The organism is Pseudomonas tehranensis, assembly GCF_014268615.1.
Taxonomy (GTDB): Bacteria; Pseudomonadota; Gammaproteobacteria; order Pseudomonadales; family Pseudomonadaceae; genus Aquipseudomonas; species Aquipseudomonas tehranensis.
This window is the reverse complement of sequence record NZ_JABWQV010000050.1, coordinates 1-25,750: the sequence shown is the minus strand read 5'-3', so window position 1 is coordinate 25,750 and position 25,750 is coordinate 1. Positions and strand designations below refer to the sequence as shown.

At 59.9% G+C, this 25,750-nt stretch carries 26 protein-coding genes; 14 read left to right on the top strand and 12 right to left on the bottom strand.

Annotated features, from left to right (window positions below):
* The 6 genes from HU811_RS11045 to HU811_RS11020 all read left to right on the top strand — a co-directional run.
* Positions 1-553: scabin-related ADP-ribosyltransferase (locus HU811_RS11045; protein ID WP_225248418.1), on the top strand; the 553-nt coding region annotated here is incomplete at its 5' end.
* On the top strand, positions 553-963 hold the full coding sequence (locus HU811_RS11040) for a hypothetical protein (protein ID WP_186655850.1): 411 nt from the start codon (positions 553-555) through the stop codon (positions 961-963). The genes HU811_RS11045 and HU811_RS11040, both read left to right, overlap by 1 nt.
* Before the next feature lie 71 nt (positions 964-1,034).
* A complete protein-coding gene (locus HU811_RS11035; RefSeq protein ID WP_092402970.1) occupies positions 1,035-1,733 on the top strand; it encodes a glutathione S-transferase family protein in 699 nt (232 codons plus the stop codon).
* Positions 1,734-1,741: 8 nt separating this feature from the next.
* The gene (locus HU811_RS11030) at positions 1,742-2,587 is read left to right on the top strand and encodes a PhzF family phenazine biosynthesis protein (RefSeq protein WP_186655848.1); all 846 of its coding nucleotides are present in this window, start codon (positions 1,742-1,744) and stop codon (positions 2,585-2,587) included.
* A 114-nt stretch (positions 2,588-2,701) separates the two neighbouring features.
* Positions 2,702-3,676 (top strand): porphobilinogen synthase, encoded by a 975-nt coding sequence (gene hemB, locus HU811_RS11025; RefSeq protein ID WP_092402966.1) that lies wholly within the window; start codon positions 2,702-2,704, stop codon positions 3,674-3,676.
* Between the two features lie 379 nt (positions 3,677-4,055).
* Positions 4,056-5,150, top strand: coding sequence for a DUF1615 domain-containing protein (locus tag HU811_RS11020; protein ID WP_092459361.1), 1,095 nt, complete (start codon positions 4,056-4,058; stop codon positions 5,148-5,150).
* Positions 5,151-5,298: 148 nt separating this feature from the next.
* On the opposite strand, the gene HU811_RS11015 is transcribed toward HU811_RS11020, so the two are convergent.
* Positions 5,299-5,694, bottom strand: coding sequence for a phage infection protein (locus tag HU811_RS11015; protein WP_186655846.1), 396 nt, complete (start codon positions 5,692-5,694; stop codon positions 5,299-5,301).
* 251 nt (positions 5,695-5,945) lie between these two features.
* On the opposite strand from HU811_RS11015, the gene HU811_RS11010 reads away from it, so the two are divergent.
* The gene (locus tag HU811_RS11010) at positions 5,946-6,575 is read left to right on the top strand and encodes a glutathione S-transferase family protein (protein ID WP_186655845.1); all 630 of its coding nucleotides are present in this window, start codon (positions 5,946-5,948) and stop codon (positions 6,573-6,575) included.
* Between the two features lie 69 nt (positions 6,576-6,644).
* Here HU811_RS11010 and HU811_RS11005 read toward each other — a convergent pair whose 3' ends face one another.
* From HU811_RS11005 to HU811_RS10985, 5 genes are all read right to left on the bottom strand, one after another.
* Positions 6,645-7,181 carry a PqiC family protein gene (locus HU811_RS11005; protein ID WP_186655843.1) on the bottom strand — a complete coding sequence of 179 codons (537 nt, stop codon included), beginning with the start codon at positions 7,179-7,181 and terminating at the stop codon, positions 6,645-6,647.
* Positions 7,182-7,198: 17 nt separating this feature from the next.
* Entirely contained in the window at positions 7,199-8,857 is a 1,659-nt protein-coding gene (locus HU811_RS11000) for a PqiB family protein (RefSeq protein WP_186655841.1), read from the bottom strand.
* A complete protein-coding gene (locus tag HU811_RS10995; protein ID WP_092402956.1) occupies positions 8,838-9,497 on the bottom strand; it encodes a paraquat-inducible protein A in 660 nt (219 codons plus the stop codon). The genes HU811_RS11000 and HU811_RS10995 overlap by 20 nt, the downstream gene beginning before the upstream one ends.
* On the bottom strand, positions 9,494-10,090 hold the full coding sequence (locus HU811_RS10990; protein WP_092402954.1) for a paraquat-inducible protein A: 597 nt from the start codon (positions 10,088-10,090) through the stop codon (positions 9,494-9,496). The genes HU811_RS10995 and HU811_RS10990 overlap by 4 nt, the downstream gene beginning before the upstream one ends.
* 70 nt (positions 10,091-10,160) lie before the next feature.
* Complete coding sequence (locus HU811_RS10985; protein WP_092402952.1) at positions 10,161-10,601, bottom strand: CBS domain-containing protein; 441 nt, start codon at positions 10,599-10,601, stop codon at positions 10,161-10,163.
* Positions 10,602-10,911: 310 nt separating this feature from the next.
* Between HU811_RS10985 and HU811_RS10980 the strand changes: the two genes are divergently transcribed.
* Positions 10,912-13,275 carry a DNA polymerase II gene (locus HU811_RS10980; protein WP_186655839.1) on the top strand — a complete coding sequence of 788 codons (2,364 nt, stop codon included), beginning with the start codon at positions 10,912-10,914 and terminating at the stop codon, positions 13,273-13,275.
* 199 nt (positions 13,276-13,474) lie between these two features.
* Here HU811_RS10980 and HU811_RS10975 read toward each other — a convergent pair whose 3' ends face one another.
* Both HU811_RS10975 and HU811_RS10970 read right to left on the bottom strand, forming a co-directional pair.
* Positions 13,475-14,296: an aldo/keto reductase gene (locus tag HU811_RS10975; protein WP_186655837.1), complete on the bottom strand. Its 822-nt coding sequence runs from the start codon at positions 14,294-14,296 to the stop codon at positions 13,475-13,477.
* A 108-nt stretch (positions 14,297-14,404) separates the two neighbouring features.
* Complete coding sequence (locus HU811_RS10970) at positions 14,405-15,556, bottom strand: aldose epimerase family protein (protein WP_186655835.1); 1,152 nt, start codon at positions 15,554-15,556, stop codon at positions 14,405-14,407.
* A 297-nt stretch (positions 15,557-15,853) separates the two neighbouring features.
* Between HU811_RS10970 and HU811_RS10965 the strand changes: the two genes are divergently transcribed.
* From HU811_RS10965 to HU811_RS10955, 3 genes are all read left to right on the top strand, one after another.
* Positions 15,854-16,603: a hypothetical protein gene (locus tag HU811_RS10965; protein WP_092402944.1), complete on the top strand. Its 750-nt coding sequence runs from the start codon at positions 15,854-15,856 to the stop codon at positions 16,601-16,603.
* Positions 16,604-16,705: 102 nt separating this feature from the next.
* Positions 16,706-17,491: a sulfite exporter TauE/SafE family protein gene (locus tag HU811_RS10960; protein WP_047227884.1), complete on the top strand. Its 786-nt coding sequence runs from the start codon at positions 16,706-16,708 to the stop codon at positions 17,489-17,491.
* 280 nt (positions 17,492-17,771) lie between these two features.
* Positions 17,772-18,320 (top strand): DUF4174 domain-containing protein, encoded by a 549-nt coding sequence (locus tag HU811_RS10955; RefSeq protein WP_186655833.1) that lies wholly within the window; start codon positions 17,772-17,774, stop codon positions 18,318-18,320.
* 21 nt (positions 18,321-18,341) lie between these two features.
* Here HU811_RS10955 and ampC read toward each other — a convergent pair whose 3' ends face one another.
* Positions 18,342-19,490, bottom strand: coding sequence for a class C beta-lactamase (gene ampC, locus HU811_RS10950; protein ID WP_186655831.1), 1,149 nt, complete (start codon positions 19,488-19,490; stop codon positions 18,342-18,344).
* Between the two features lie 252 nt (positions 19,491-19,742).
* Here ampC and HU811_RS10945 point away from each other — a divergent pair, with 252 nt between their 5' ends.
* Entirely contained in the window at positions 19,743-20,621 is an 879-nt protein-coding gene (locus HU811_RS10945; RefSeq protein ID WP_186655830.1) for a Dyp-type peroxidase, read from the top strand.
* Positions 20,622-20,710: 89 nt separating this feature from the next.
* Positions 20,711-21,457 carry an SDR family oxidoreductase gene (locus tag HU811_RS10940; RefSeq protein WP_092402936.1) on the top strand — a complete coding sequence of 249 codons (747 nt, stop codon included), beginning with the start codon at positions 20,711-20,713 and terminating at the stop codon, positions 21,455-21,457.
* Between the two features lie 150 nt (positions 21,458-21,607).
* On the opposite strand, the gene mapR is transcribed toward HU811_RS10940, so the two are convergent.
* The 3 genes from mapR to HU811_RS10925 all read right to left on the bottom strand — a co-directional run bounded on the left by mapR (position 21,608) and on the right by HU811_RS10925 (position 25,056).
* Positions 21,608-23,017, bottom strand: a complete 1,410-nt coding sequence (gene mapR, locus HU811_RS10935) for a GntR family transcriptional regulator MpaR (RefSeq protein WP_092459341.1) — start codon at positions 23,015-23,017, stop codon at positions 21,608-21,610.
* A 155-nt stretch (positions 23,018-23,172) separates the two neighbouring features.
* Complete coding sequence (ccoG, locus tag HU811_RS10930; RefSeq protein WP_186655829.1) at positions 23,173-24,585, bottom strand: cytochrome c oxidase accessory protein CcoG; 1,413 nt, start codon at positions 24,583-24,585, stop codon at positions 23,173-23,175.
* 234 nt (positions 24,586-24,819) lie between these two features.
* The gene (locus HU811_RS10925; protein ID WP_186655828.1) at positions 24,820-25,056 is read right to left on the bottom strand and encodes a DUF3203 family protein; all 237 of its coding nucleotides are present in this window, start codon (positions 25,054-25,056) and stop codon (positions 24,820-24,822) included.
* A gap of 136 nt (positions 25,057-25,192) precedes the next feature.
* On the opposite strand from HU811_RS10925, the gene HU811_RS10920 reads away from it, so the two are divergent.
* Positions 25,193-25,693: an MgtC/SapB family protein gene (locus tag HU811_RS10920; protein ID WP_047227772.1), complete on the top strand. Its 501-nt coding sequence runs from the start codon at positions 25,193-25,195 to the stop codon at positions 25,691-25,693.
* The last annotated feature ends 57 nt before the right edge of the window (positions 25,694-25,750 follow it).

Below are 25,750 nucleotides of genomic sequence, written 5' to 3'. Positions count from 1 at the left end.
CCTCAACGGGTATCGCTACACCCTGAACCCCACGGGGTGGGTGGATCCGTTGGGGTTGGTGGATTGTCCGGGGAAGGGTGGGTGCAGGCCGGCGGTTGGGGAGCGGGATCCGGCGGGTAAGGCTGGGGTGGATGAGGGTGAGTCTAAGCTCCCTCAAACCAAGCCCAAAAATACCTATACGTATCGAGGTGATACAAGGGAACCTGAGGAGATTTTTGACGTAGGTTTCGAGCCGTTAGGCTTTAGTACAAATCTATATCTACATGCCAAGGATAATCGAAATCCGCCTAGTATTTATATTAGTACAACTACCTCAGAGTCGGAGGCGGTAGAGTTTGCGACAAGCTTTGGATTTCAATCAGGGTACGTATATGTCCTCAAAAATGTCCGAGGTATTGATGTTAATAAGAAGCTCGGTTTGTTGTCGCCACATCGAAAAGAAGTGGAGATAGCTGTGCCCGGAGGAGTTGACAGAAAAGATATAGTAGGGGCGACTCCTGTAAATGATGACGGGTCGTATGTGGGGTACTCTATACCTAATTTTGATAGGTGATGAATATGGAAGTGCGGGAAGTGTCAGTGGCAGTTGAGATTGACGGAATTGTGACGAGTGCGTTGTTTGAATGTGCGCGAGGAACTATTGAAATGAAAGTTAAGATGCCTGGTGAAGAGGCCCGGATCTACACCGGCTTGGATTATTACGTCTGTTTAGGGAAGGTTAGAGCGGATTTCCCTAATGTTAAATTTTTGTGTAAGGGTGCTAAGGTTAATGTGCATACATCACGGATGTCTTCGCAGATGTCTTCTGGAATAGTTGCATATGAAGTTCGTTGGGGGAAACCGGCGGACAAAGGAGATATAGTAAATATTTTTAAGTATGAGGATCAAAATTTAACCAACGATATCCGGGAGCAGGCCGAATATTATCGGCGCTGGCTGCAATCTTTTACCGGAGGATCATGACTTGGGATCCAAAATGCCCATGATCTGATTTATGCTTCAGCTCTCTCTAGCTAATACTGGGAACCCGCCCCATGCCCAACCTAACCCCATTCCCCATCACCCAAAAATGGCCCGCCCAATACCCGGAGTGGATCCAGCTCTACTCCTTGCCGACTCCCAACGGCGTGAAAGTCTCGATCATGCTGGAGGAAATCGGCCTGCCTTATGAGCCTCACAAAGTGGATTTCGCCAGCAACGATCAGCTGTCCCCGGAGTTCCTCTCCTTGAACCCCAACAACAAGATCCCGGCGATTCTCGACCCTCATGGGCCGGGGGATCGGCCGTTGGCGTTGTTCGAGTCCGGGGCGATTCTGATTTATCTGGCGGACAAGAGCGGACAGTTGCTGGCCCAGGAGTCGGCGGCGCGCTACGAGACGATCCAATGGCTGATGTTCCAGATGGGCGGGATCGGGCCGATGTTCGGGCAGTTGGGTTTCTTCAACAAGTTCGCGGGCAAGGACTATGAAGACAAGCGACCTCGTGACCGTTACGTCGAGGAAAGCAAACGTCTGCTCAAGGTGCTTGAGGGTCGTCTTGAAGGCCGGGACTGGATCATGGGCGAGCGCTACACCATCGCCGATATCGCTACGTTTCCATGGGTGCGCAACTTGATCGGTTTTTATGAAGCGGGGGATCTGGTGGGTATCCAGAATTTCCCGAATGTTACGCGGGTGTTGGAGCGTTTCCTGGCGCGGCCGGCAGTGGCACGCGGGTTGAAAATTCCGGAATGAGTGAACCGATGACGAGCTGTTTCAATTTCAAGCAATTGGATGTGTTCAGTGAAGTGCCGCTCAAGGGTAATCCGCTGGCGGTGGTGCTCGGGGCAGACGAGATCAGTGACGAGCGCATGGCCGCTTTTGCCAACTGGACCAATCTCAGCGAAACCACTTTCCTGCTGGCGCCGCAGCATCCCAAGGCCGATTACCGGGTGCGCATTTTCACCACCTCGACTGAACTGCCGTTTGCCGGCCATCCGACTCTGGGCAGTTGTCATGCCTGGTTGGAGGCTGGAGGCGTGCCGAAAGGACCGCAGATCGTGCAGGAATGTGGCGTTGGCCTGGTAAGAATTCGCCGCAGCGATTTCGGCTTGGCTTTTCAGGCGCCGCCCTTGCTCAAGTCCGGCCCGCTAGAGGCTGAAGTGTTGGAGCGGGTGCGCAAGGGGCTGGGGTTGCAGGCCGAGGCGATTGTCGAGGCGCAGTGGGTTGATAATGGTGCCGGCTGGCTGGCCTTGATGCTCAAGAATCGCCAGCAAGTGTTGGCACTCAAGCCCGATTACCCGCAGTTGCTGGATCTGGCCGTGGGTGTCATCGCACCTTGGCAACCGGCCGTGGATGGTAACGAGGCGCAATTTGAAGTGCGCGGTTTCATTGCCGGCGACGGCATGCCGGAGGATCCTGCCACCGGCAGCCTGAACGCCGGGCTGGCCCAGTGGATGTTGGCCAAGGGACTGGCTCCGTCGCGCTATGTGGTCAGCCAGGGCTTGACCATGGGCCGGGCGGGGCAGATTCATGTTGAGCAGGTGGGTGAGGACGTCTGGATTGGTGGTGCGGTGGTGACCTGCATCAATGGCTCGCTGACCTTGTAAGCCGATTATTGCCCGGCCGGTAAAACTCTGTTTTTCGGCCGACGTTTGTGCCCAAGGACGGTGAGGGCATAAGCTTTGTCCCCTGCGATCGAACAGCCATTTTCCAGGAGTCCCATGTCTAGCCAGTTCCCCGAAGCACGTCCACGTCGCCTGCGTCGCAATGCGAGTCTGCGCAGCCTGTTCCAGGAAACCGAGTTCACCCTGAACGATCTGGTGCTGCCGATTTTCGTCGAAGAAGAAATCGATGACTTTGTGCCGATCAAGAGCATGCCGGGCGTGGCGCGCATTCCTGAATCGAAACTGGCCGGTGAGATCGAGCGCTATGCCCGTGCCGGTATCAAGGCCGTGATGACCTTTGGCGTGTCCCATCACCTGGACAGCGATGGCAGCGACACCTGGAACGAGCGCGGCCTGGTGTCGCGCATGGCCGGGATCTGCAAGGACGCGGTACCGGAAATGATCGTGATGTCCGACACCTGTTTTTGTGAGTACACCGATCACGGCCATTGCGGGGTGCTTCATGGGCATGAGGTGGACAATGATCGGACCTTGCTCAACCTGGGTAAACAGGCCGTGGCGGCCGCCCGTGCCGGGGCCGATGTGATTGCGCCGTCCGCCGCCATGGACGGGCAGGTCCAGGCCATTCGCAAAGCCCTGGACGAAGCCGGTTTCAGCCAGACGGCAATCATGGCCTATTCAACCAAATTCGCGTCTGCGCTCTACGGCCCGTTCCGCGAGGCGGGCGGCAGTGCTTTGAAAGGCGACCGCAAAAGCTACCAGATGAACCCGATGAACCGCCGTGAAGCCCTGCGCGAATCCTTGCTCGATGAGCAGGAAGGGGCCGATGCACTGATGGTCAAACCTGCCGGCGCGTACCTGGATATCATCCGCGACATTCGCCAGGCTTCGAACCTGCCCCTGTCGGCCTATCAGGTCAGCGGAGAGTACGCGATGATCAAGTTCGCCGCCCAGGCCGGCGCCATCGACGAAGCCCGCGTGGTGCGAGAAAGTCTCGGCGCGATAAAACGAGCCGGGGCGGACCTGATCTTCACCTACTTTGCGATGGATCTTGCGTTAAGCGGGATTTGAAGTCGAACTGCAGTTTCTGTGGGAGCTGAGCTTGCTCGCGATAGCGGCGGCTCAGCTTGCATCAATGCTGGATGTGCCACCGTCATCGCGAGCAGGCTCGCTCCCACAGTTGATCAATGTCGGGCACAAAATCATCTTCACCGCAGCGCCCTTTGTGGGAGCGAGCCTGCTCGCGAAAGCGGTGGGCCAGCTTGCATCAATGCGGGCTATGCCTCCGCCATCGCGGGCAAGCCTTGCTCCCACAATGCGTGCTTCGCCGGGAGGATTCTGGTGGCGGTCGAACTCGTGTTGTTCCCGGACTATTTTGTTGCCCAGGACATAGCCCATGTCTGCTTTTGATCGTATGGTTGCTGCGCAATAACAGACTTGATGGAGCAACATGCAACTCAATCGTTTGATGATAAGTCTCACCGCGTTGCTGGCCCTGGCCGGTTGCGGCACCCGCCAGGCGCAGGAGCCTGAGCGTCAACCCGCCGAGGTCAAGGCGCAGATCGTGCGATTGCTGCCGGCCAAGACCGTCGATCGCGAAGGCTGGGCGACGGATATCTACGTGGCTTTTGCCGCTCAGCAAATCTCACCCACGACGCAGAATATCTGTTCTGTCCTGGCGGTGACTGAACAGGAATCGACATTCCAGGCTGATCCGGCGGTGCCGGGGTTGGGCAAGATCGCCCGGCAGGAAATCGACCGTCGGGCGGCAAAGATGCACATTCCAGGTCTGTTGATCAGCGGCGCGCTCCAGGTGCGTTCGCCCAATGGCAAAAGCTACAGTGATCGGCTCAATGCCGCGCGTAGCGAGAAGGAGTTGAGTGCGATTTTCGATGACTTCATTGGCATGGTGCCTTTGGGCAAGACGCTGTTCGGCAGCTTCAATCCCGTGCACACCGGCGGGCCGATGCAGGTCAGCATCGCCTTTGCCCAGGCCAATGCCCGGGATTATCCCTATGCGGTGGAGGGGTCGATTCGTCGGGAGGTGTTCAGTCGTCGCGGCGGGATGTATTTCGGTATTGCGCATCTGCTGGGGTATCCGGTGAGCTACACCGAACCGCTGTATCGTTTCGCCGATTTCAATGCCGGGTGGTACGCCAGTCGTAACGCGGCATTTCAGCATGCGGTGAGTCGTGCCTCAGGCATCCCCCTGGCCCTCGACGGCGATTTGATCTTGCATGATTCCATCATGCCAGGCAGCACCGAGTTGGCGGTGCGCACCTTGGGCAAGTCGCTGGGGATGCGCAACCCGACCATTCGCGACCAGTTGGAGCAGGGCGACAGCTTGGCATTCGAGGACAGCAAACTGTACAAGCGGGTATTCGAATTGGCTGAGAAGGCCGAGGGCAAACAGTTACCCCGGGCGGTGTTGCCGGGAATCGTGCTCAAGAGCCCGAAAATCACGCGCAAGCTGACAACGGCCTGGTTCGCCAAGCGGGTGGATGAGCGTTACCGGCGTTGTATGACGCGGGCTGCGGGACGCTAGGCAATCAGTGGGCAAAAAAAAGCCCGACGGATAAGGCCGGGCGTTCATTGTGATGCGTTAGGTTCCAGAGGTGTTTGAAGCATTGTGGCGAGGGGGCTCCTTCGCCACACATTGAGTTGGGTTGCGTCACGCATTTGGATTGAACAACTCATACACGGTTCTGAGTCAGACGATCGGAACCACCTTCAGCGACGCGGTTCTGTTGCAGACGATCGGAGCCACCTTCGGCAACGCGGTTCTGTTGCAGACGATCAGAGCCACCTTCGGCAACGCGGTTCTGTTTCAGACGATCAGAGCCACCTTCGGCAACGCGATTCTGTTGCAGACGATCAGAACCACCTTCAGCAACGCGGTTCTGGAGCAGACGATCGGAACCACCTTCGGCAACGCGGTTCTGGATCAGGCGATCGGAGCCACCTTCGGCAACACGTTTTTCGATCAGTCGATCAGAGCCACCTTCGGCAACGACCGGGTGGGAGGTGGCGGCGAATGCGTTGGCTGCCAGTACCGAGAAAGCGAGGCTGAGGATGATTTGACGTTTCATGATGGTGTGCTCCGGGGATGCAGTGGGTTGGTGTGGAGCCATTGTTGTCCGGGGCGCCAATCAAGAGAACTTCATTGGCCTGATGGTGAATATCGACGGCGGTGATAGCTCGTTGAGTTGCTGCCAGCCGGCATCAATGAACGGTCCAGTCTGCATTGCGGGCAGGCTCAAGAGTGTGCGTGTCGTCTGCCGCGTGGAACACTGATCGGCTTGCGGGTTCTACCGGCTATCCCAACGCAGGAGGCAAGTTCATGTATCAGTTATTCGGCTACAGGCAATCGGGCTCCTCGGCTGTGGAGATCGCTCTGTGCCTGTGTGGTGTGCCCTATCGCCGTGTCGATGCCTATTCGACCGAAGACAACGAGGCGGCGAAAGAACTCAAAACGTTAAATCCTCAAATACAGGTCCCGACCTTGCAGTTACCGGACGGTTCGGTGCTGACCGAGGCCGCGGCAATACTGATTCACCTCGGCCTGGTTTTCCCCGAATCGAAGTTGCTGCCGGAAGATCCCGCCCAGCGTGCGCAAGCCATACGGGGCCTGGTCTATATCGTCGCCAATTGCTACACGCCCATCGGCATCATCGATTTTCCAGAGCGTTGGCTGGTGGAAGCGGATGAAGCGACCCGGCAGCAATTGGTAGCGGGCACCCGGCAGCGGCTGTATCGCAACTGGGCGCTGTTTGCCGACCAGTTTTCGGCTCGCCCTTTTCTCAGCGGTGCCGAGCCGGGCGCACTGGATATCCTGGCGGCGGTGGTCACGAAGTGGGAAGACACGCGGCAGGCCATGCTAAAGGCCCGGCCACCGTTCTACGAGCTACTGGAGCGCATCGACCGCCATCCGCGCATTGCGCCGGTGCTGTCGCTGCACTGGCCCTTGTAGGAGCTGACGAGTGTAACGAGGCTGCGAGCTTTCCTGGAGCGAACGTTCAAAAGGAGCGCACACCCCTGGTCAAGGGCACGCGTTTCGGGCGGCAGCTTGCTCAACGAGGCCGACAAACTGCCGGACATTTTGCTGATGAGCCGTCACCAGTTCGTCGATGCTGCTTCCTGCCGGCGTTTGCAGGCTGTTACGACAGGTCAGGGTACGGGCTTCGTTGCTCAGCTCACGCAGGCGCCATTGCACGTCCATGCGGGCATATTGGCCAGGGATCGAATCGAAGCGCTGCACTTCCACCCGCAGCAATAGCTTCGGTGCACCGGGGTTGCTCAGTTGTTCGTCCAGGCTGCTGTGCAGTTCATCGGCCAGACTGGCGCCCCACCATTGCGTTTCCAGAATCGCCAGCCCGCTGTTGCCTTGGCGAATGACCATTTGCGCGCGGTCCACTTGAGGCGGAACGCTCACCTGCTCGAGCTGGATGTCCATGTTCGTGTGTGGCTGGCCGGCCGGTTGAGCGGGGCTGAGGGTGTGGTACTGAATCGGGTCGCCGCGGCAGGCAGCAAGCAGCAGCGCCAAGGCAACCAGGGTAAGTTTCAGCATCGGCGGCATGGGGCGTGCTCCTGTAGTCATTCTTTCACCGGCAATGTGAGATTTTGCGCCGGTGCATCCTTGGGGCGGCCGCGAAGCAGTGATTCGGGATGGCGGCTCAGGTAGTCGGACAGCTCGCGCAACGAACGCGACATACGCCCAAGATCGTCCAGGGTCTGGGTCAGTTGTTCGCGTTGCGGCGAATCTTCGGCCAGGGTCGAGTTGGCCGATTGCAGGGTCTTGCTCACGTCCTGCAAGGTGTTTTGCACGCTTGGCAAGGTCTTGCTGTTGAACTGGGCCAGGCCTTTGCGCAATTCCACCAGGTTGCCGTTCAAGTTGCTGGCCACACTTTCCAGAGGCAGCTTGTTGATTCGCTCGACCATGGCCTGCAGTTGTTCTTGCAGTTGCTGGAGACTGCCCGGGATGGTCGGCACGCGGACGGGGCGAGCGTTAGCATCGAAAGCGACTTTTTCGGCCTTGGGGTAGAAGTCCAGCGAGATGTACAACTGCCCGGTCAGCAGGTTGCCGCTGCGGGCCTGGGCACGCAGGCCGCGCTCGACGAAACTGCCGATCAGGCGAGCGCCGGCCGCTTCGTCGTCCGGGTTGTGATTGAGGGACTTGAGCAGCTTCTCATGGGCTTTCCCCAGGCGTTGAGGGTAGATCACCACGCCGACGTTGACCGGAAAGCTGCGTTGCTTCTCATCGAAATCCAGGTTGATGGCTACAACCCTGCCCACTTCGACGCCCAGGAATTCGACCGGCGCCCCGACCCGCAAGCCGCGTAGTGCCTGATCAAAACGTAAAGCCAGGTATTGCGCCTTGCCATCCGGCGGGGCCAGGGCGCTCTGCTGGTCGGCAAACAGCTCGAACGTCTTGTCCTCGTTGGCCGGGGTGTCGTTGGGGCTGTATTCCGGTGCCCGAAACGCGATGCCGCCCACCAGCAGCGCCGAGAGTGATTCGGTCTTGACCGCAAAACCGTTGGCCCCGACGTTCACATCCACGCCGCTGACGTTCCAGAACCGGGTGTTTTCGGTGACGTAGACATCGTTGGGCGCATTGACGAATACGTCGATGTTGACCCCTTTGCCATCGGCATCCAGCGCATAGGACACCACTTGGCCCACCGGAATCTTGCGCAGGTACACTGGCGAGCCGATGTCCAGTGAGCCGAGGTCCTGGGAATGCAGGGTGAAGCGCTTGCCCGGTTCACCGTAAGTGATCGGTGGCGGGGCTTCCAGGCCGGTAAAGGACTTGGCACGAACCTTCGACTGACCGGCGTCGGCCCCGATGAAATCCCCCGACAGCAGGGTATCGATCCCGGAAATGCCGCCAGCCCCGATGCGCGGCCGTACGACCCAGAATACTGAGTCCTCATGCGTGAAGGTATCCGCCGTCTTGGCTAGCTTGACCGTGGCGGTGACATTCTTCTGGTCGTCGCTCAACTGCACGTCGGTGACCTGGCCGATGACCACGTTGCGATATTTGACCGGCGTCTTGTTGGCGGTCAGGCCCTGTCCGGTCTTGAAGGTGATGGTGATGGTCGGACCTTCCTGCAGCCAGTTGTTGACCACCAGGGACAACCCTACCAGCACCGCGATGATCGGCACTATCCATACCAGCGACACCGTCCAGCGGCGGCTGGTGACGTGGGCGCGACCGGGTGTCGGTTGCTGCCCGTCAGTGGCTTGCGACTTCATCCATGGCCTCCTCGGATGGTGGGGTGTCCCAGATCAGGCGCGGGTCGAAGCTCATGGCCGACAGCATGGTGAACAGCACCACGAGGCCGAAAAACAGGATGCCCGGTCGCGGTTCGATATCGCTCAGCGCCTGGAATTTCACCAGGGCCGCAACCAGCGCCACTACCAGCACGTCGAGCATCGACCAATAACCGATGACTTCCACCAGCCGATACAGTTTCGCCCGCTGGACCTGGGCCCAGGTGCTGCGCCGCTGCACGGTGACCAACAGCAAGGTCAGTACCACGAACTTGATGCCTGGTACGGCGATGCTGGCGATGAAAATGATCAGGGCGATGTCCCAGGCGCCGCCTTGCCAGAATTCGATGACACCACTGATGATGGTGCTGTCGGCGCCATCCCCGAGCATCTGGGTATTCATCACCGGCAGCAGGTTGGCCGGAATGTAGAACACCAACGCCGCCAGCATGTAAGCCCAGGTACGAGTGAGCGTGTCGGGTTTGCGCCGGTGCAGCGGGGCGTCGCAGCGGGGGCAGGTTTCGGGTTCGTCGCTCATGTCACAGGCCAGGCCGCAGCTGTGGCACAGGCACAGGTTCAGGTCGCGGGCCAAGGGCGGGGGAGGCAACGGTTCGCGGTTCATAGGTTGTCCCACAAATCGCGCACGTCGCGTCCGGCGATGCGGATCATCAGCAGGCTCAGGGCGGCCAGGGCAAACAGGCCGATGCCCGGCAGCACGTCCAGCAGCCCGGCGAGTTTGATCACTGCCACCAGCGCACCCAACAGGCAAACCTCCAGCATGCTCCACGGCCGCAGGGTTTCCAGGCCGCGCATGCACAGGCTGAACCCCGGCGCTCGTTGGTTGGCGTAGGCATAGGCCAGCACCCAGATCAGCAGAGCCAACTGAAAGACCGGTGCGATGATGATCGCCACCGCGGCCACCAGGGCGATGAAGGTGATGGGCCCCTGGCTCAGCGCCACGATGGAATCCCACAGCGTCGCGCTGTTGCTCAGGCCCTGGAGACGGATGCTCATCACGGGATAGATGTTGGCGAAGGCCCATAACACCGCTGCCGTTACGCTCAAGGCCAGGCGCTGTTCAATGGTCAGGCCGTTGTAGCGCTGGATCACCGCGCCACATCGCACGCACGAGGCTTTCTGATGCGCAGCGAGCACCATCGGCTCGTACACCGCATCACAATGTTCGCAAATGATCAGTCGGTCGGTATCGGCCATCGGGATGCTCGGCAGGAACAACTCCTTCAATATAGAAGGCGGTTGAGATTGAGCAACCCGCCCGAGCGGGTCATTCGCCGCGAATGTATTGCTCCAGTTGTCGGATCAGGTCGGCCTGCTCGGCAATCGCTTCCTTGACCAAGTCACCAATGGACAGCAGACCGACAAGCTTGCCGTTTTCTACCACCGGCAAATGCCGCAGATGCTTTTCGGTCATGATGCTCAGGCAGGCTTCGACATTCTGGTGGGGGTCTATCGTGATCACGGGTGACACCATGATGTCGCTCACTTTCGTGCCGACTGAAGAGCGGCCATGCAGGACCATTTTGCGTGCGTAGTCGCGCTCACTGATGATCCCCAGTACTTCGCCGTTCTTCACCACCAGCAAAGCACCGACGTTTTTCTCGGCCATGCGCATCAGGGCCTGCAGCACCATGTCGTCCGGTGAGATGGTGTGCACTTGCTGGTTTTTCTCGTCTTTGATCCGGAGCAACTGCGCGACGGTTTTCATGGGGAAGCCTCAGGTGTTGTTTTTGCGGGTGGTTTAAGAATCGTAGACCCAACGGCGCAGAGCAAGCGCTAAAGCGGCAGTCAGTCGTCCAAAAGCGTCATAGCCGGTGAGTTCACCACCCAAGTGAGGCCATACACTGTTGGGGCGAGGGGATTTTTCGCCACTGTGGGAGCAAGGCTTGCCCGCGATGCGGGCGCCTCGTTTCCCTGGGAGACTGCGCCGTCTTCATCGCGGGCAAGCCTTGCTCCCACAGATAAATCCCCGCGCCACGGGTAGAATCGCAACTTACGCAAAATTCGAGGTTGCAGCGGTGGATTTACAGCAGGGCTTCGTCCTGACCCGGCATTGGCGCGATACCCCGGCCGGCACCGAAGTCGAATTCTGGCTGGCGACCGACGCCGGCCCCCGTCGCGTGCGCCTGCCGGTGCAGCCGTCGGTGGCATTCGTGCCGCAGATTCAGCGCGGTCAGGTCGAAGCCTTGCTGCAAGGGGAGAAGGACGTTGAGTTGCGTCCCCTGGACCTGCTGGATTTCGCGCATCGACCAGTGCTGGGCCTGTATTGCCGGCAACATGCCCAACTGATGCGCCTGGACACCACCTTGCGTCGCGCCGGCGTGGATGTGTTCGAAGCTGACATCCGTCCACCGGAACGCTACCTGATGGAGCGTTTCATCACCGCGCCGGTCTGGTTCGGTGGCACCGAGGCCGCCGACGGCCTGCTGCTGGACGCCCAGATGAAACCGGCGCCCGATTATCGTCCGCCATTGCGTCTGGTGTCCCTGGACATCGAAACCACCGCCCAGGGCGATTTGTACTCCATTGCCCTTGAAGGCTGCGGCGAACGTCAGGTGTATATGCTCGGCCCGCCCAATGGCGACGATACTGCCGTGGATTTCCAGCTCGAATATTGTGAATCGCGCACTTTGCTGCTCAAGAAACTCAACGATTGGTTTGCCCGTTTCGACCCCGACGCGATCATTGGCTGGAACCTGGTGCAGTTCGATTTGCGCGTGTTGCATGAGCACGCCCGGCGCCTGGCCGTGCCGCTACGCCTGGGGCGAGGCGGGGAGGAGATGCAGTGGCGTGAGCATGGCGCGCGCAACAATCACTTTTTCGCCTCGGCGGCAGGCCGGCTGATCATCGACGGCATTGAGTCGCTGCGTTCGGCGACCTGGAGTTTTCCTTCGTTCAGCCTGGAAAATGTCGCCCAGACGTTGTTGGGAGAGGGTAAGTCCATCGACAACCCGTACCAGCGCATGGACGAGATCAACCGCATGTTTGCCGAGGACAAACCGGCCCTGGCCCGTTACAACCTCAAGGACTGTGAGTTGGTGACGCGGATCTTCGCCAAGACCGAGCTGCTCAAGTTCCTGCTGGAGCGGGCCAGCGTCACCGGTCTGCCGGCGGACCGCAGCGGTGGTTCGGTGGCGGCCTTCACCCACTTGTACATGCCGCTGATGCACCGCCAGGGTTTCGTCGCACCAAACCTAGGCCAGCGCCCGCCCGAGGCCAGCCCGGGTGGTTTTGTCATGGATTCCCAGCCGGGGCTCTACGAGTCGGTGCTGGTGCTGGACTACAAGAGCCTGTATCCGTCGATCATCCGCACCTTCCTGATCGACCCGGTAGGCCTGATCGAAGGCCTGCGCCACCCGGACGAAAGCCAGTCGGTGCCGGGCTTTCGCGGGGCACGTTTCTCCCGCACGCGGCATTGCCTGCCGGCCATCGTGGCGCGGGTGGCCGAAGGCCGGGAAACCGCCAAGCGTGAACACAATGCACCGCTGTCCCAGGCACTGAAAATCATCATGAACGCCTTCTATGGCGTGCTCGGTTCCAGTGGCTGCCGTTTCTTCGATCCGCGGCTGGCGTCATCCATCACCCTGCGGGGGCACCAGATCATGCAGCGCACCCGGCAGTTGGTCGAAGCCCAGGGGCATGTGGTGATTTACGGTGATACCGACTCCACGTTCGTCTGGTTGCGCCGGGCCCACGGTCAGCAAGAGGCAGCGTCCATTGGCCAGGAACTGGTGGCATACGTCAATCAGTGGTGGCGCGAACACGTGCGTGATGAGTTCGGGCGGGAGAGCGCACTGGAGTTGCAGTTCGAAACCCACTTCAAACGTTTTCTGATGCCCACCATTCGTGGCGCGGAAGAGGGCAGCAAGAAGCGCTATGCCGGGTTGGTAACCCGCGCCGACGGCAGTGACGAGATCGTCTACAAGGGCCTGGAAACCGTGCGCACCGACTGGTCGCCGCTGGCCCGGCAGTTCCAGCAGGAGCTGTATGGGCGGATCTTCCACCGCAAGCCTTACCAGGATTATGTGCGCGATTATGTGCACCAGACCCTGGCCGGAGCGTTCGATGATCGGCTGGTTTACCGCAAGCGCTTGCGCCGGCCTCTGGAAGACTACGAACGCAACGTACCGCCGCATGTGCGGGCCGCGCGACTGGCTGACGAGTTCAACCAGCGCCAGGGCCGTGCGCGGCAATACCAGAACGGCGGGTGGATCAGCTACGTGATCACGGTCGCCGGCCCCGAGCCGCTGGAAACCCGCAGCGCGCCGATCGATTACGACCATTACGTGACCAAACAGCTGCAACCGGTGGCGGACGCGATTCTGCCGTTTGTGGATGACGATTTCTCGACCCTGGTGGGGGGGCAGATGGGGTTGTTCTGACGGATGCGCCAGTGTTGTTGGGAATGCTCCCGCTGGGCTCTGTAGGAGCTGGCGAAGCCTGCGATCTTTTGATCTTTTGATCTTTCGCTTGAGACTCAAGTGTCTGGGGAAAGATCGCAGTCTCGTTGTACTCGACAGCTCCTACGGCCCCAGCGGGAGCAAGCGCCCTCGCCACGAAAAGCGCGTCGCTCGGGGCGTGCTAAACCATCGCCAACCGCTGCTTGCCCTCAGGTTGCGGGAACATCAAGTCCAGCGCCGCCAGATCCTGGGGGGCGAGCTTCAGGTTGGCCGCTCCGGCGTTCAAGCGCACATGTTCAGTCTGAACGGCTTTGGGAATGGCAATGACATTGTCCTGACGCAACAGCCAGGCCAGGGCTATCTGCGCTGGGGTTACGCCATGGCGTTCGGCGATCTGCCCCAAGGTGTGGTCCTTGAGCAGTTGCCCACCCTGGCCGACCGGGCAGTAAGCCATGACTGGCATGCGCTGCTGTTGGCACCAGGGCAGCAGGTCGAACTCGATGCCACGCTCCTGCAGGTTGTACAGCACCTGGTTGGTGGCGCAGGCCGGTGACGCCAGTTCTTCAAGGTCCGCGACATCAAAGTTCGACACGCCCCAGCGGCCGATCTTGCCTTCTTCGCGCAGGCGTTCGAACGCTTCGACGGTTTCTTCCAGCGGGTATTGCCCGCGCCAATGCAGCAGATAAAGGTCGATGTAATCGGTGTCCAGTCGCCGCAAGCTGCGTTCGCAGGCCTGGGGAATGCCTTTGTGGCTGGCATTGTGGGGATACACCTTGCTCACCAGGAAAACCTGGTCCCGCAGGCCGGTGATCGCTTCCCCAACGACCTCTTCCGCGCCGCCCTCGGCGTACATCTCCGCCGTGTCGATCAGCGTCATGCCCAATTCGATGCCCAGGCGCAGGGCCGCCACTTCCTTCTTGTGAAGGGACGGTTCTTCACCCATGCGCCAGGTGCCCTGGCCAATCACCGGTACGGCCTCGCCAGCCAGTTCCAGAGTCCTCATGTCTACCTCCTGTTTGCAGAACATCAGACGTGTGGCAGCAGGATAGACCAGGTGTTCAAGGTTGATCGTCCCCGCCGCGGTGGGAACGATCTTTTCGAAGGGCAGGATTTATTGCGCGGAGAACTTCAACACCATGGTCTGGGTGTAGGTCTGGCCGGGGTCAAGCCGGGTCGACGGGAAGTTCGGCTGGTTTGGCGAGTCGGGGTAGTGTTGGGTTTCCAGAGTGAACGCGCCCCAATGCGGATAGACCTTGCCGTGCTTGCCCTTGACCGTGCCGTCGAGGAAGTTGCTGGTATAGAACTGCACGCCAGGCTCGGTGGTGTAGAGCTGCAAGCGCCGTCCGGACTGTGGATCGTGGACATCAGCGGCCAGTTTGCTCACGTCACCCTTGGCGTCAAGCGCCCAGTTGAAATCGAAACCGCCCTGTTTGGGTTCGGCGAATTTGAGCTGCGGGTGATCAGCCTTGATATGGGTGCCGATGGCGGTGGGCTTGGTGAAGTCCATCGGCGTACCGGCCACGGGGGCCAACTCACCGGTGGGGATAAGCTTGTCGGTCACCGGGGTGTAATGGGCGGCGTGCAGGGTCGCGACCTGTTTCAGTATGTCGCCGTTACCGGCACCGGCGAGGTTGAAATAGCTGTGGTTGGTCAGGTTCAGCACCGTGGGTTTGTCGGTGGTGGCTTGGTACTCGATGCGTAATTCGTTCTGTTCATTGAGGCTGTAGGTGACATCTGTTTTCAGTGCACCAGGGAAACCCATCTCGCCATCGGCCGACAGGTAGGTCAGGGTCACGCCCACCGAGTCCTTGCCATCATGGGGTTCGGCCTTCCAGACGCGCTTGTCGAAACCTTGCGGTCCGCCATGCAGGGAGTTGCTCTTGTCGTTCTGCGGCACCTGGTAACGCTTGCCGTCCAACTCGAATGCACCGCCCGCCAGGCGATTGCCGAAGCGGCCAATGGTTGCGCCGAAATACACATTGCCGTTCTTCTGGTAACCCTGCACATCGTCGAAGCCCAGCACCACATCGGCGGTCTGGCCGTTCTTGTCCGGCACGATCAGTGACTGGAGGATCCCGCCGTACGTGATGACAGTGGCCTCCATGCCGTGGCTGTTGCGCAGTACGAATTTTTCCACTGCGGTACCGTCGTTGGTCTTGCCGAACGCTGCGCGTTCATTGCTCAGGCCGGCGGCCTGGGATGCAGAGGTGGCGATCATCAGAGACACTCCGAGAGCCGTGAGCAGATGTCTGGATTCAAGCATGGTGTGACCTTCCTTCCTGTCTTGTTGTTGTTTGGAACGCGGGTCGAGTCCGGTGTTTAGACGGACAGCGATGAAGGTTTAATTCGCTTAGTAGTCTTTCTATTTGAAAGGCTAGAAGGGATATATAGCCATTAATCGTGATTAATCAATTAAAAAGTCATACTAATTGAGTGATGCGGATCTTTCCCGTCTTTGGGGGTTTTCCCTCGTCCATCGCACTTTTACGTTTTTTGCCGCTCTATCCATGGCCAGGAAGCGGCGAGCCCCACCGCCTCCCCAAGCCCAGACCGAGACTCGATGGCCGGTGTTTTTCATTTCGTGATGGTGTCGCGACGTCGCTGCTCAGCGCTGTTGGCCGGCGTGTTGATGTTGCTTGGCAGCGGTTGCAGTCATCAGCAGGGGCAGGACATGGTCACCCAGTTCAGCAACACCAGGCCCCAGGAGCTGCTGCAGACCAGCGTTGACCGCATGGCCACACTGGCGATGCATGACAACCTGCAAAGCCTCTATCTGCTGATGAACAAGCTTTATCTGCGCAACCCCGAAGAGTTGCGCAAGTCCGGGTTTCTCGACGCCCGAGCTGCTGAAAAACAGGTGCGCCTGGCCATCGAGCAGCAACAGCCGTTACCGACCCTGGGCGGCAAGAAGGACCTGGCCGCCCTGAGCTATGCCATGAGCCCTGAGTTCCTGGGGGATCGGGTGGGGGCGTTCATCTACGCCATTGGCAGCATGCTGGTCACGGCCCATGGCAATCGTCTCGAGTTCTACATGACCGATACGATCGACCCGCGCTTTGTCAGCAACGCGGCGCGCAACATCGAAAAAGCCACTTGGATACTCAGCCAACGACTGGACAAAGACGGCAAACCGCTGCTGTTTTCCAATGAGATTTCGGAGGAGGGCAGCAATCTCAGCTTTGCCGTGGAGTTTGGAAAAATCGTTGCGCGCCTGGACCTGCTCACCCAAATGCTGGACGAGCGCTACCGGCGGATCGGTCTGAACTATGCCCAGAGTCTGCTCTTTCTTAACTTCCTGCCGGTTCAGTAACGTCAGAGGAAAAGGGAATAAAGATAGATCACATCGGTATAGGTGGTTATAAGAAAAATCGCTATGCTCGCGACCAGATTTTATTTCATGCGGTCGCGCTTAATGGATTTCGGTAATGTCGGTTTAGTCATAGCGGGCTTGGTCGTCGGTTTCATCGTCGGGATGACCGGCGTGGGCGGCGGTTCGCTGATGACCCCCATTCTGTTGTGGTTTGGTATCAACCCTGCAACTGCAGTGGGTACCGATCTGCTGTACGCGGCGATTACCAAGTCCGGCGGTGTATTGGTTCACGCCAAAAACCGCAACATCGATTGGGCCATCACCGGCTGGCTGACCTTGGGCAGTGTGCCAGCGGTTGGATTGACGCTGTGGTTTCTCAGCAGTCTGCACAGTTCGCCCGACGCCATGAACGCGATAATCAAGCAAGCCTTGGGCTTTGTGCTGTTCGCCACCGCCCTGGCGATTCTGTTCAAGAAACGCCTCCTGCAATTTGCCCATGATCGTGCGGGCGGTCACTACAATCCCACCGGCTCGCGGCTCAATGTACTCACCGTCGTCACTGGCCTGATATTGGGCGTCATGGTCGCACTGACCTCCATTGGCGCTGGCGCGCTGGGCACCGTCGCACTGTTCATTCTCTATCCATTCCTGGTCACCAAGCGCCTGGTGGGCACTGAAATCGCCCACGCCGTACCGCTGACCCTGGTCGCTGGCCTGGGTCACGCCAGCATGGGCAACATGGACTGGCACATCCTGGGTTACCTGCTGGTCGGCTCGTTGCCGGGCATCTACCTGGGCAGTCACTTGTCGGGGCGCATTTCCGATGAGGTGCTGCGCCCATGCCTGGCAGTGATGCTGGCGATGATCGGGTTCAAGTTGGCGTTCTAACTCACCTCCGCACCAATCAATGTGGGAGCGAGCCTGCTCGCGATGAGGCCGGTACAGCAGAACATCTGCTTGATTGACTGTGCGCCATCGCGAGCAGGCTCGCTCCCACATAAGTTGTGCCCGACTCCTGTAACGAAATTGTTCATCTCCTGCGCCACGGTTGCGCAATGACCCCTCTGGCCTAAGCTTCAAGGCAGGCAGACGCGGTAATGGGCGACTGTCGCGGAACAATCGCCGCCATGCGCAATCAGTACAGCGTAGATATCAAAAGGAGAGGCGCATGCTCATTCGGTCGTTGACCTTCGCTACCTTGCTGGCCATTGCTGGTCCCTTGTTCGCTGCGGATGGCGACTCACCCTTGGCCGCGGACAAGGGCAAATCCCGCCCCTTGATTGTCATCGCGCCGAGCACCGTCGATCCTGCATGGGTCAGCTTGAAAAAAGCACTGGAGGAACCGGCCGGCAAACAGGGTTTTTCCGAGCGCAACCTGGTGCTTTACACCGTGCTCAACACGATGGGGCAGCGTGACGGCAAAGACCTGGACCCGCAAAGCACCATGGCGCTGATCCGTTCACTCAAGTTGGGGGCCGGTGCCCAGACCAAGATCATCCTGGTGGGCAAGGACGGAGAAAAGAAGCTTGAGCACTCAGGAGCGATTGAGCTGAAGGACATCTTCGACACGGTCGATAAACTGCCTCCAGCAGAAAAGGAAGCGGCGGCGCCAGCCCCGACTCCCGCGCCTGAAGCCGCGCCTGCCCAGGAAGGCAAGGGTGCCAAGGCTGGCAAGACGGGCAAGCCGGTGACTGCGCCGAAGCCGCTGGAGGATTGACCGGGCAGGCGATGGTGGCGCCTATTGTTTCTCCAGCGCCGTCAGGATCTTGTGCGCGGCCTTCACCCGTTCCTCGATCGGGTAGTTTTTGTTTGCCAGTATCACGATCCCCATATCCTTCCCAGGGACGAATGCCGCGTAGGCACCGAAGCCACCGGTCGATCCCGTCTTGTTGATCCAGCTGTCAGCCGGCGCGGGCAAGGGTGGGTCGAGCGGTGCCACTTTTTGTGGCATCAGGGCCATCTGCGCTGTATTGCCGGCTAATAACGCGTCAAGCGTGACGGGGTAGGGATAGAACTCCCAACCCAACCCCTGGGTCATGCCACTGACCTTGTAGAACCCGGTGTGTGTCGTGGCAATGGCCTGCCGCAAATCGGCGTCGAGCTTTTCAGGCCGCAGGTTAGCCTCGATGAAGCGGATCAGGTCCGATGAACTGGTTTTCACGCCATAGGCTTCGGAGTCCAGCGCTCCAGGTCCGACCCGCACAGGCTTGCCGTCCTTTGCGTAGCCTTGGGCGTATCGGCTGAGTTGATCCTTGGGCACCCGCACATAGCTGTGCTTGAGGCCCAATCCCGGCATCAGCGTCTGTTCCATCACCTCATCAAACGGTCGTCCCAGGCTGCGGGCCGCCAGGTAGCCGAACAGGCCGATGCTCGGGTTTGAATAGAGCCGCTGGGTACCGGCCGGGTAGAGTGGTTTCCAGGTCTTGTAGTAACTGAACATCCGGTCCGGATGGTCCGCTTCGCCAGGAAACTGCAACGGCAGGCCACCCGGCGTGTAGGTGGCAAGGTTGAGCAGGCTGATGCCTTGCAGCGCGCTGCCGCTCAGCTCGGGGGCGAAGCGACCGGCCGGGTCCGACAGGGACAGCTTGCCTTGGGCCTGGGCGTAGGCACCGAGGGTGGCGGTGAAGGTCTTGCTGACCGAGCCGATCTCGAACAGCGTCTGATCGGTCACTGCCTGCTTCGTGTCCTTGGAGGCCACCCCGTAATTGAAGTACTGACGTTCACCGTTGTGAGTGATTGCCACGGCCATGCCGGCGATGTCCTGTTGTTTCATCAAGGGCTGGATCACGGCATTGACAGTGTCTTCAACGCGTTCCTGGGCAAAGCCCGTTGTCGTTCCACAGGCCAGGAAAAAAACGCCCGTGAGTATCGATTTGGCGATGTGCATGTCTGACCGTTCTCCATGAGTCCTGAGGATGCCAGCCGCTCTGCCAGCAGCTTTGAGGGCACTCAATCTAGGGCGTTTTCGGTTGTCCGGCAATCGGGAGTCTGCCGATCCGAACCGGGTTGCGAGTCATCTGACCGGGTTGAAAGAGACTTCCTACAAAAATCTTTGGCTTCCGGGCTTCGACAGCCCCATGGCGAACCACACAAACCACCGGTCGCCGGGTAAACTTGCGCTCTTTCTAAAGGAGTCCACATGAGCTACTACCAGCCCGGCATTCTCGCCACCCCTGTTCCGCCTCAGGCCCGTCACTTGTTTTTTGCCCTGGAATCGGTCGAGGCGCTGCCGGCTGCGATCGATAAGCTTTTGTTGCAAGTCGACGATCGAGTGGTGATCGGTTTTGGCGAGTCACTGGTCCAGGCGCTGGGCGCGCAGGTCGAAGGTCTGCGGGCGTTTCCGGCCCTGGCCGGCGTAGGCGTGGACAACCCTTCGACCCAGCACGCGCTGTGGTGCTGGCTACACGGCGAAGACCGTGGCGAGCTGCTGCACCGCAGCCGTGCCATCGAGGCTGCTCTGGCCCCGGCGTTGCGCCTGGTGCAGATGAATGAAACCTTCCGCCACATGACCGGCCATGACCTGACCGGTTATGAAGATGGCACCGAGAACCCTCACGATGAAGCGGCCATCGCTGCGGCCCTGGCCCAGGGTGTCGATGGGGTGCGCGGCGGCAGTTTCGCGGCGATCCAGCAATGGCAACACGACCTGGATGGTTTCGCCGCCATGCAGCCCCATGAGCGCGACAACATCATGGGCCGGCGCCTGAGCGACAACGAAGAAATCGACGATGCCCCGGCGTCGGCCCACGTCAAACGCACCGCTCAGGAAAGCTTCGCCCCAGAAGCCTTCGTCGTACGCCGCTCCATGCCGTGGATTGAAGGGGATCGCGCCGGTCTGATGTTCCTGGCGTTCGGTTTCTCCCTCGACGCTTTCGAGGCTCAACTGCGGCGCATGAGCGGCCTGGAGGACGGCATCACCGACGGCCTGTATCGCATGAGCCGGCCGATTACGGGGGGCTACTACTGGTGCCCGCCGTTGTTGGATGGACGTCTGGATCTACGGGCTTTGGCCCGCTGAGCCAAGCGCAAGCACAACGGCTTGTGCAAAAGCGCAGCGTGAACGCTATTCTTGGGCCGCACGTCTATCCGTGAATGGGGAGAGCAAACGTGGATAAAGTCATCGTCATCACCGGTGGCGGGCGCGGGATCGGGGCAGCCACGGCGCTGTTGGCTGCCGACCTGGGCTATCGGATCTGCATCAATTACCAGTCCGATGAAGGCGCCGCGCAGGATGTGCTCGGACAGGTTCGGGCCAAGGGCGCCCAGGCGATTGCCGTGCGCGCGGATGTCAGTATCGAAGACGAAGTGGTCGCGCTGTTCGACCGTGTGGACGCTGAGTTGGGCCGCGTCACCGCTTTGGTGAACAACGCCGGCACGGTCGCCCACAAGTCCCGGCTTGACGAAATGTCCGAGTTTCGCATTCAAAAGATCATGAAGACCAACGTCCTGGGACCGATCCTGTGCGCCAAGCACGCGGTGCTGCGCATGTCGCCCAGGCATGGCGGGCAGGGTGGCAGTATTGTGAATGTCTCCTCGGTGGCTGCCCGCCTGGGCGCGCCGGGCGAATATGTCGACTACGCGGCCTCCAAGGGCGCGTTGGACACATTCACCATTGGCCTGTCCAAGGAAGTGGCCGGGGAAGGAATCCGCGTCAATGCGGTTCGCCCAGGTTATATCTATACCGATTTCCATGCCCTCAGCGGCGACCCGGACCGGGTCAGCAAGCTGGAGTCGGCAATCCCCATGGCCCGTGGCGGCCGTCCCGATGAAGTGGCTGAAGCGATTATCTGGTTGCTGTCGGATAAGGCTTCCTATGCGACGGGGACGTTTGTGGATTTGGGGGGCGGGCGCTGAGCTTTGAAATATAAGTTGTCTGTCCTACCGCCATCGCGAGCAGGCTCGCTCCCACAGTGGGTTTGCGGCGAGACGAATCTCTCAGCTACTCAGCAGATCTCATGTGGGAGCGAGCCTGCTCGCGATGGGGCAATAACAGACAACCCCATATCAAAACGACCGAATAATCCGCCCCAACGTCTCCATGGCTTTCTCCGACACTTCGGTCCACGGGCTGCCGTAGTTCAAACGGATACAATTGCCGAAACGCCGGGTCGGTGAAAAGATCGGCCCCGGAGCGATGCTGATGCCTTGGGCCAAGGCCATCTGGAACAGTTTCAGCGAGTCCATCTGCTCTGGCAGTTCCAGCCACAGGAAATACCCACCCGCCGGCTGGCTGACGCGGGTCTGGGCGGGGAAATAGCGGGCGATGGCGGCGAGCATGGCGCTTTGCTGTTCTTCCAGGGCGTAGCGCAGTTTGCGCAGATGGCGATCATAACCACCGTGTTGCAGGTAATCGGCGATGGCCGCCTGGGCTGGCATCGAGGCGCACAGCGACGTCATGAGTTTGAGCCGTTCGATCTTCTGTGCGTAACGCCCGGCGGCGACCCAGCCGATGCGATAGCCCGGCGCCAGGCTCTTGGCGAACGAACCGCAATGCATCACCAGCCCTTCGGTGTCGAACGCCTTGGCCGGCTTGGGTGCCTGCTGGCCGTAATAGAGTTCTGCGTACACGTCGTCCTCGATCAGCGGCACCTGATGACGGCGTAACAACTGCACCAACGCCTGTTTTCTTTCCTCGGGCATGGTGGCGCCCATGGGGTTCTGGAAACTGGTCATGCACCAGCATGCTTTGATCGGGTGGCGCTCCAGCGTCTGCTCCAATACATCCAGGTCGATGCCGTCGCGCGGGTGCACCGGAATTTCCACTGCCTTGAGCTTGAGCCGCTCCAGCACTTGCAGGCTGGCGTAGAACGCCGGCGCCTCGATGGCCACCAGGTCGCCGGGCTCGGTGACGGCTTGCAGGCACAGGTTCAAGGCTTCCAGGGCGCCATTGGTGACCAGCAGTTCTTCCATGGGCAGCATCAGCCCGCCGACCATGTAGCGCAGGGCGATCTGTCGGCGCAATTGCGGATTGCCCGGTGACATGTCCGTAACCACCATTCGGGGGTCCATATCCCGGGTTGCGCTGGACAGCGAGCGGGACAGTCGTTGCAGGGGAAACAGGGTCGGGCTGGGGAACGCGGAACCGAACGGTACGGTGGCCGGATCCTTGATCGAGTCCAGCACCGAAAATACCAGCTCGCTGACGTCGACTTCGGTGCTGTCATGCACCTGGGGGCTGATCACCGGCTCGGCGAACGGATTGGGGGCATGGGCGTTGACGAAGTAGCCGGAGCGCGGACGAGCCCGGATCAGGCCACGACGCTCCAGCAGGTAGTAGGCCTGGAACACCGTGGACGGGCTGACGCCGTAGGTCTGGCTGGCATAACGCACCGATGGCACACGCTGCCCTGGGCCCAGCACGCCGGAGCGGATCAGTTCAGCGATGTCATCGGCGAATTTCTCGTAGCGTTTCATGGTGGGCCTAGTCTTAAGTGACACATGATTTGCGTTTTTTCAAACCGTGGGAGCAAAGCTTGCTCGCGATGCAGGCGACACGGATCAACAGTAAGGTCGCGTCATCGTTCTTCGCGAGCAAGCTTTGCTCCCACAAGCCCGCGGCATCTTAAGCCTCAACGATTTATCGGCGCCACAAAGCGGCTCGTGGCCTCACTGAAAGTCCCAGGCTCGTCACTGTCGGCCACCTTGAAGATCATCTCCCGGGAGCCGCTACGGGGCCGTTCGCTGAGCATTGCCACCGACACCGGTACGTCGAGGATTTCCCCCGGCGCCAGGCTCAAGTGCGTTCTGCCCTGCAGGACAAAACCTTCGGCGTCCGCCAGGGACAGCTGATAATCCTGGCGCTGCTGGGTCTTGTTGATGATTTTCAGGCTGTAGATGTTCTCGATCTGGCCCAGGCTGTTTTCGCGGAACAGCCCGCGGTCCTTGGTCACGTCCAGCGAAACCATGGGGCGTTCTGCCAGCGCCACGGCCAATGCGCCGATCATCACCAGCAGCACGGCCGTGTAGCCAACCAGTCGGGGCCGCAACAGGTGAGTCTTGCCGCCTTGCAACTGATGTTCAGAGGTGTACTTGATCAGGCCACGGGCGTAACCCATCTTGTCCATGATCGAGTCGCAGGCGTCGATGCAGGCGGCGCAGCCGATGCACTCCATTTGCAGGCCGTCGCGAATGTCGATGCCGGTGGGGCAAACCTGCACGCACATCTGACAATCGATGCAATCGCCCAAGCCGACATTGGCCGGGTTCACTTCGCGCTTGCGCGGGCCACGGATTTCGCCACGGGCCGTGTCATAGGAAATGGTCAGGGTGTCTTTGTCGAACATCACGCTCTGAAACCGTGCATAGGGGCACATGTGCATGCACACCGCCTCACGCAGCCAACCGGCGTTGAGGTAGGTAGCACCGGTAAAGAACAGCACCCAGAACAGGCTGACACCGGCCATTTGCAGGGTCAGAAGTTCTTCGGCCAGGGGGCGGATCGGCGTGAAATAGCCGACAAAGGTCAATCCGGTGAGCAGGCTGATTGCCAGCCACAATGTATGTTTGGCTGAGCGACGCAGCAGCTTGTTCAACGTCCAAGGCGCCGCCTGCAGCTTGATCCGCTGGTGCCGTTCGCCTTCGGTGATCTTCTCGCACCACATGAAGATCCAGGTCCAGGAACTCTGCGGACAGGTGTAGCCGCACCACACCCGACCGGCAAATACGGTGATTGCGAACAGGCCGAAGGCGGCAATGATCAGCAGTGCCGACAGCAGGATGAAATCCTGGGGCCAGAAGGTCGCGCCGAAAATGTGGAATTTGCTGTCGGCGAGGTCCCAGAGCACCGCCTGACGGTCGCCCCAGTTCAGCCATACGGTGCCGAAAAACAACAGGAACAGAACCCCCGCACCGCCGATGCGCAAGCTGCGAAACAAACCGGTAAAGCTGCGGGTGTGGATCTGGTTATCGGTGGTCCGGGTCTTTATCTTCGTCGGCGCGGGGTCGAAGTGCTGTATCAACTGGACGGGGATTCTTTCGCTCATGGTCGGTCGTTCCTCAGCCTGTAACTGGCTGACGCACTATGACCACCGAACTGTTTACATAACAGACTCAGGTATCTCGATAAAAACCGGATCAGATGCCGTGAGGCCCCGGCCCTGCGACACTTTGATGCAGTTGGGATCAGACGAATAAATCTTTATGGCGAGGATCTCAGTGGGAGCAAAGCTTGCTCGCGATACAGGCTCCTAGGTGCAAGCCTTGCTCCCACAGATCACTCAGATAACCGAATCGCTGTCGGTGGCTTTGAGGTTCTTACGCCCGTCGGCTGCCCCGGCCACGGTCAGGGCATCGGCTTCGGCCTCGGTGATGTAGACCCGACCGCCATTGAGTTCAACCGCCGACATGGCTTTGTCCGGGACAGTGATAACGGTCAGCTCGCTGGCGGGCCGTTGTTCCTGGAACTCGTCGGTGTCGAAAGAGCAGATTTGGTTGCTATCGATACTTACACTCATGGTCAAGCTTCCTTCTGGATGTCCTGAACGTTAGGCGCTGGTCCGCGGCCGGGGTTCGTTACGTCTGATCAGCGGTCGAGCGCACCTCTGGCCAGGCTTGCGGTCCATCGTTTATCGACTGGAAAGAGGACCGTCCATGGACGCTTGGTGGCATGAAGTCTGGATCACCCTGCAATCGGAGTTCGCCGATATCACCGATGCACAGCAGATGACGCGAGTCACCGTGCGCCTGCTGATGGCTGCGTTGTTGGGCGGCATCCTGGGTTTCGAGCGCGAACACAAGGGCAAGGCCGCCGGGGTGCGGACCCATATGCTGGTGGCCTTGGGGGCGGCGCTGTTTGTGCTGGTGCCGCAGATGTCCGGTTCCGAGGCTGATGCCATGAGCCGTGTGGTGCAAGGCGTCATCGCCGGCATCGGCTTTCTTGGCGCGGGCACTATCCTCAAGGGCAACGATGGTGATGAAAGCCACGTAAAAGGCCTGACCACTGCCGCCGGCCTTTGGATGACCGCCGCCATCGGTGTCGCCGCTGGATTGGGGCGGGAATCGACGGCAGTGCTCAGTACGGTGTTGGCGCTGGCGATCTTCAGCGTGATGCCGCTGATTGTCCGGGCGCTGGAGAAGGAGGAAAAACCGTGACCGCGATCGCCAGCCAGAACACATAACCCAGTGTGGGAGCGGGCTTGCTCGCGAAAG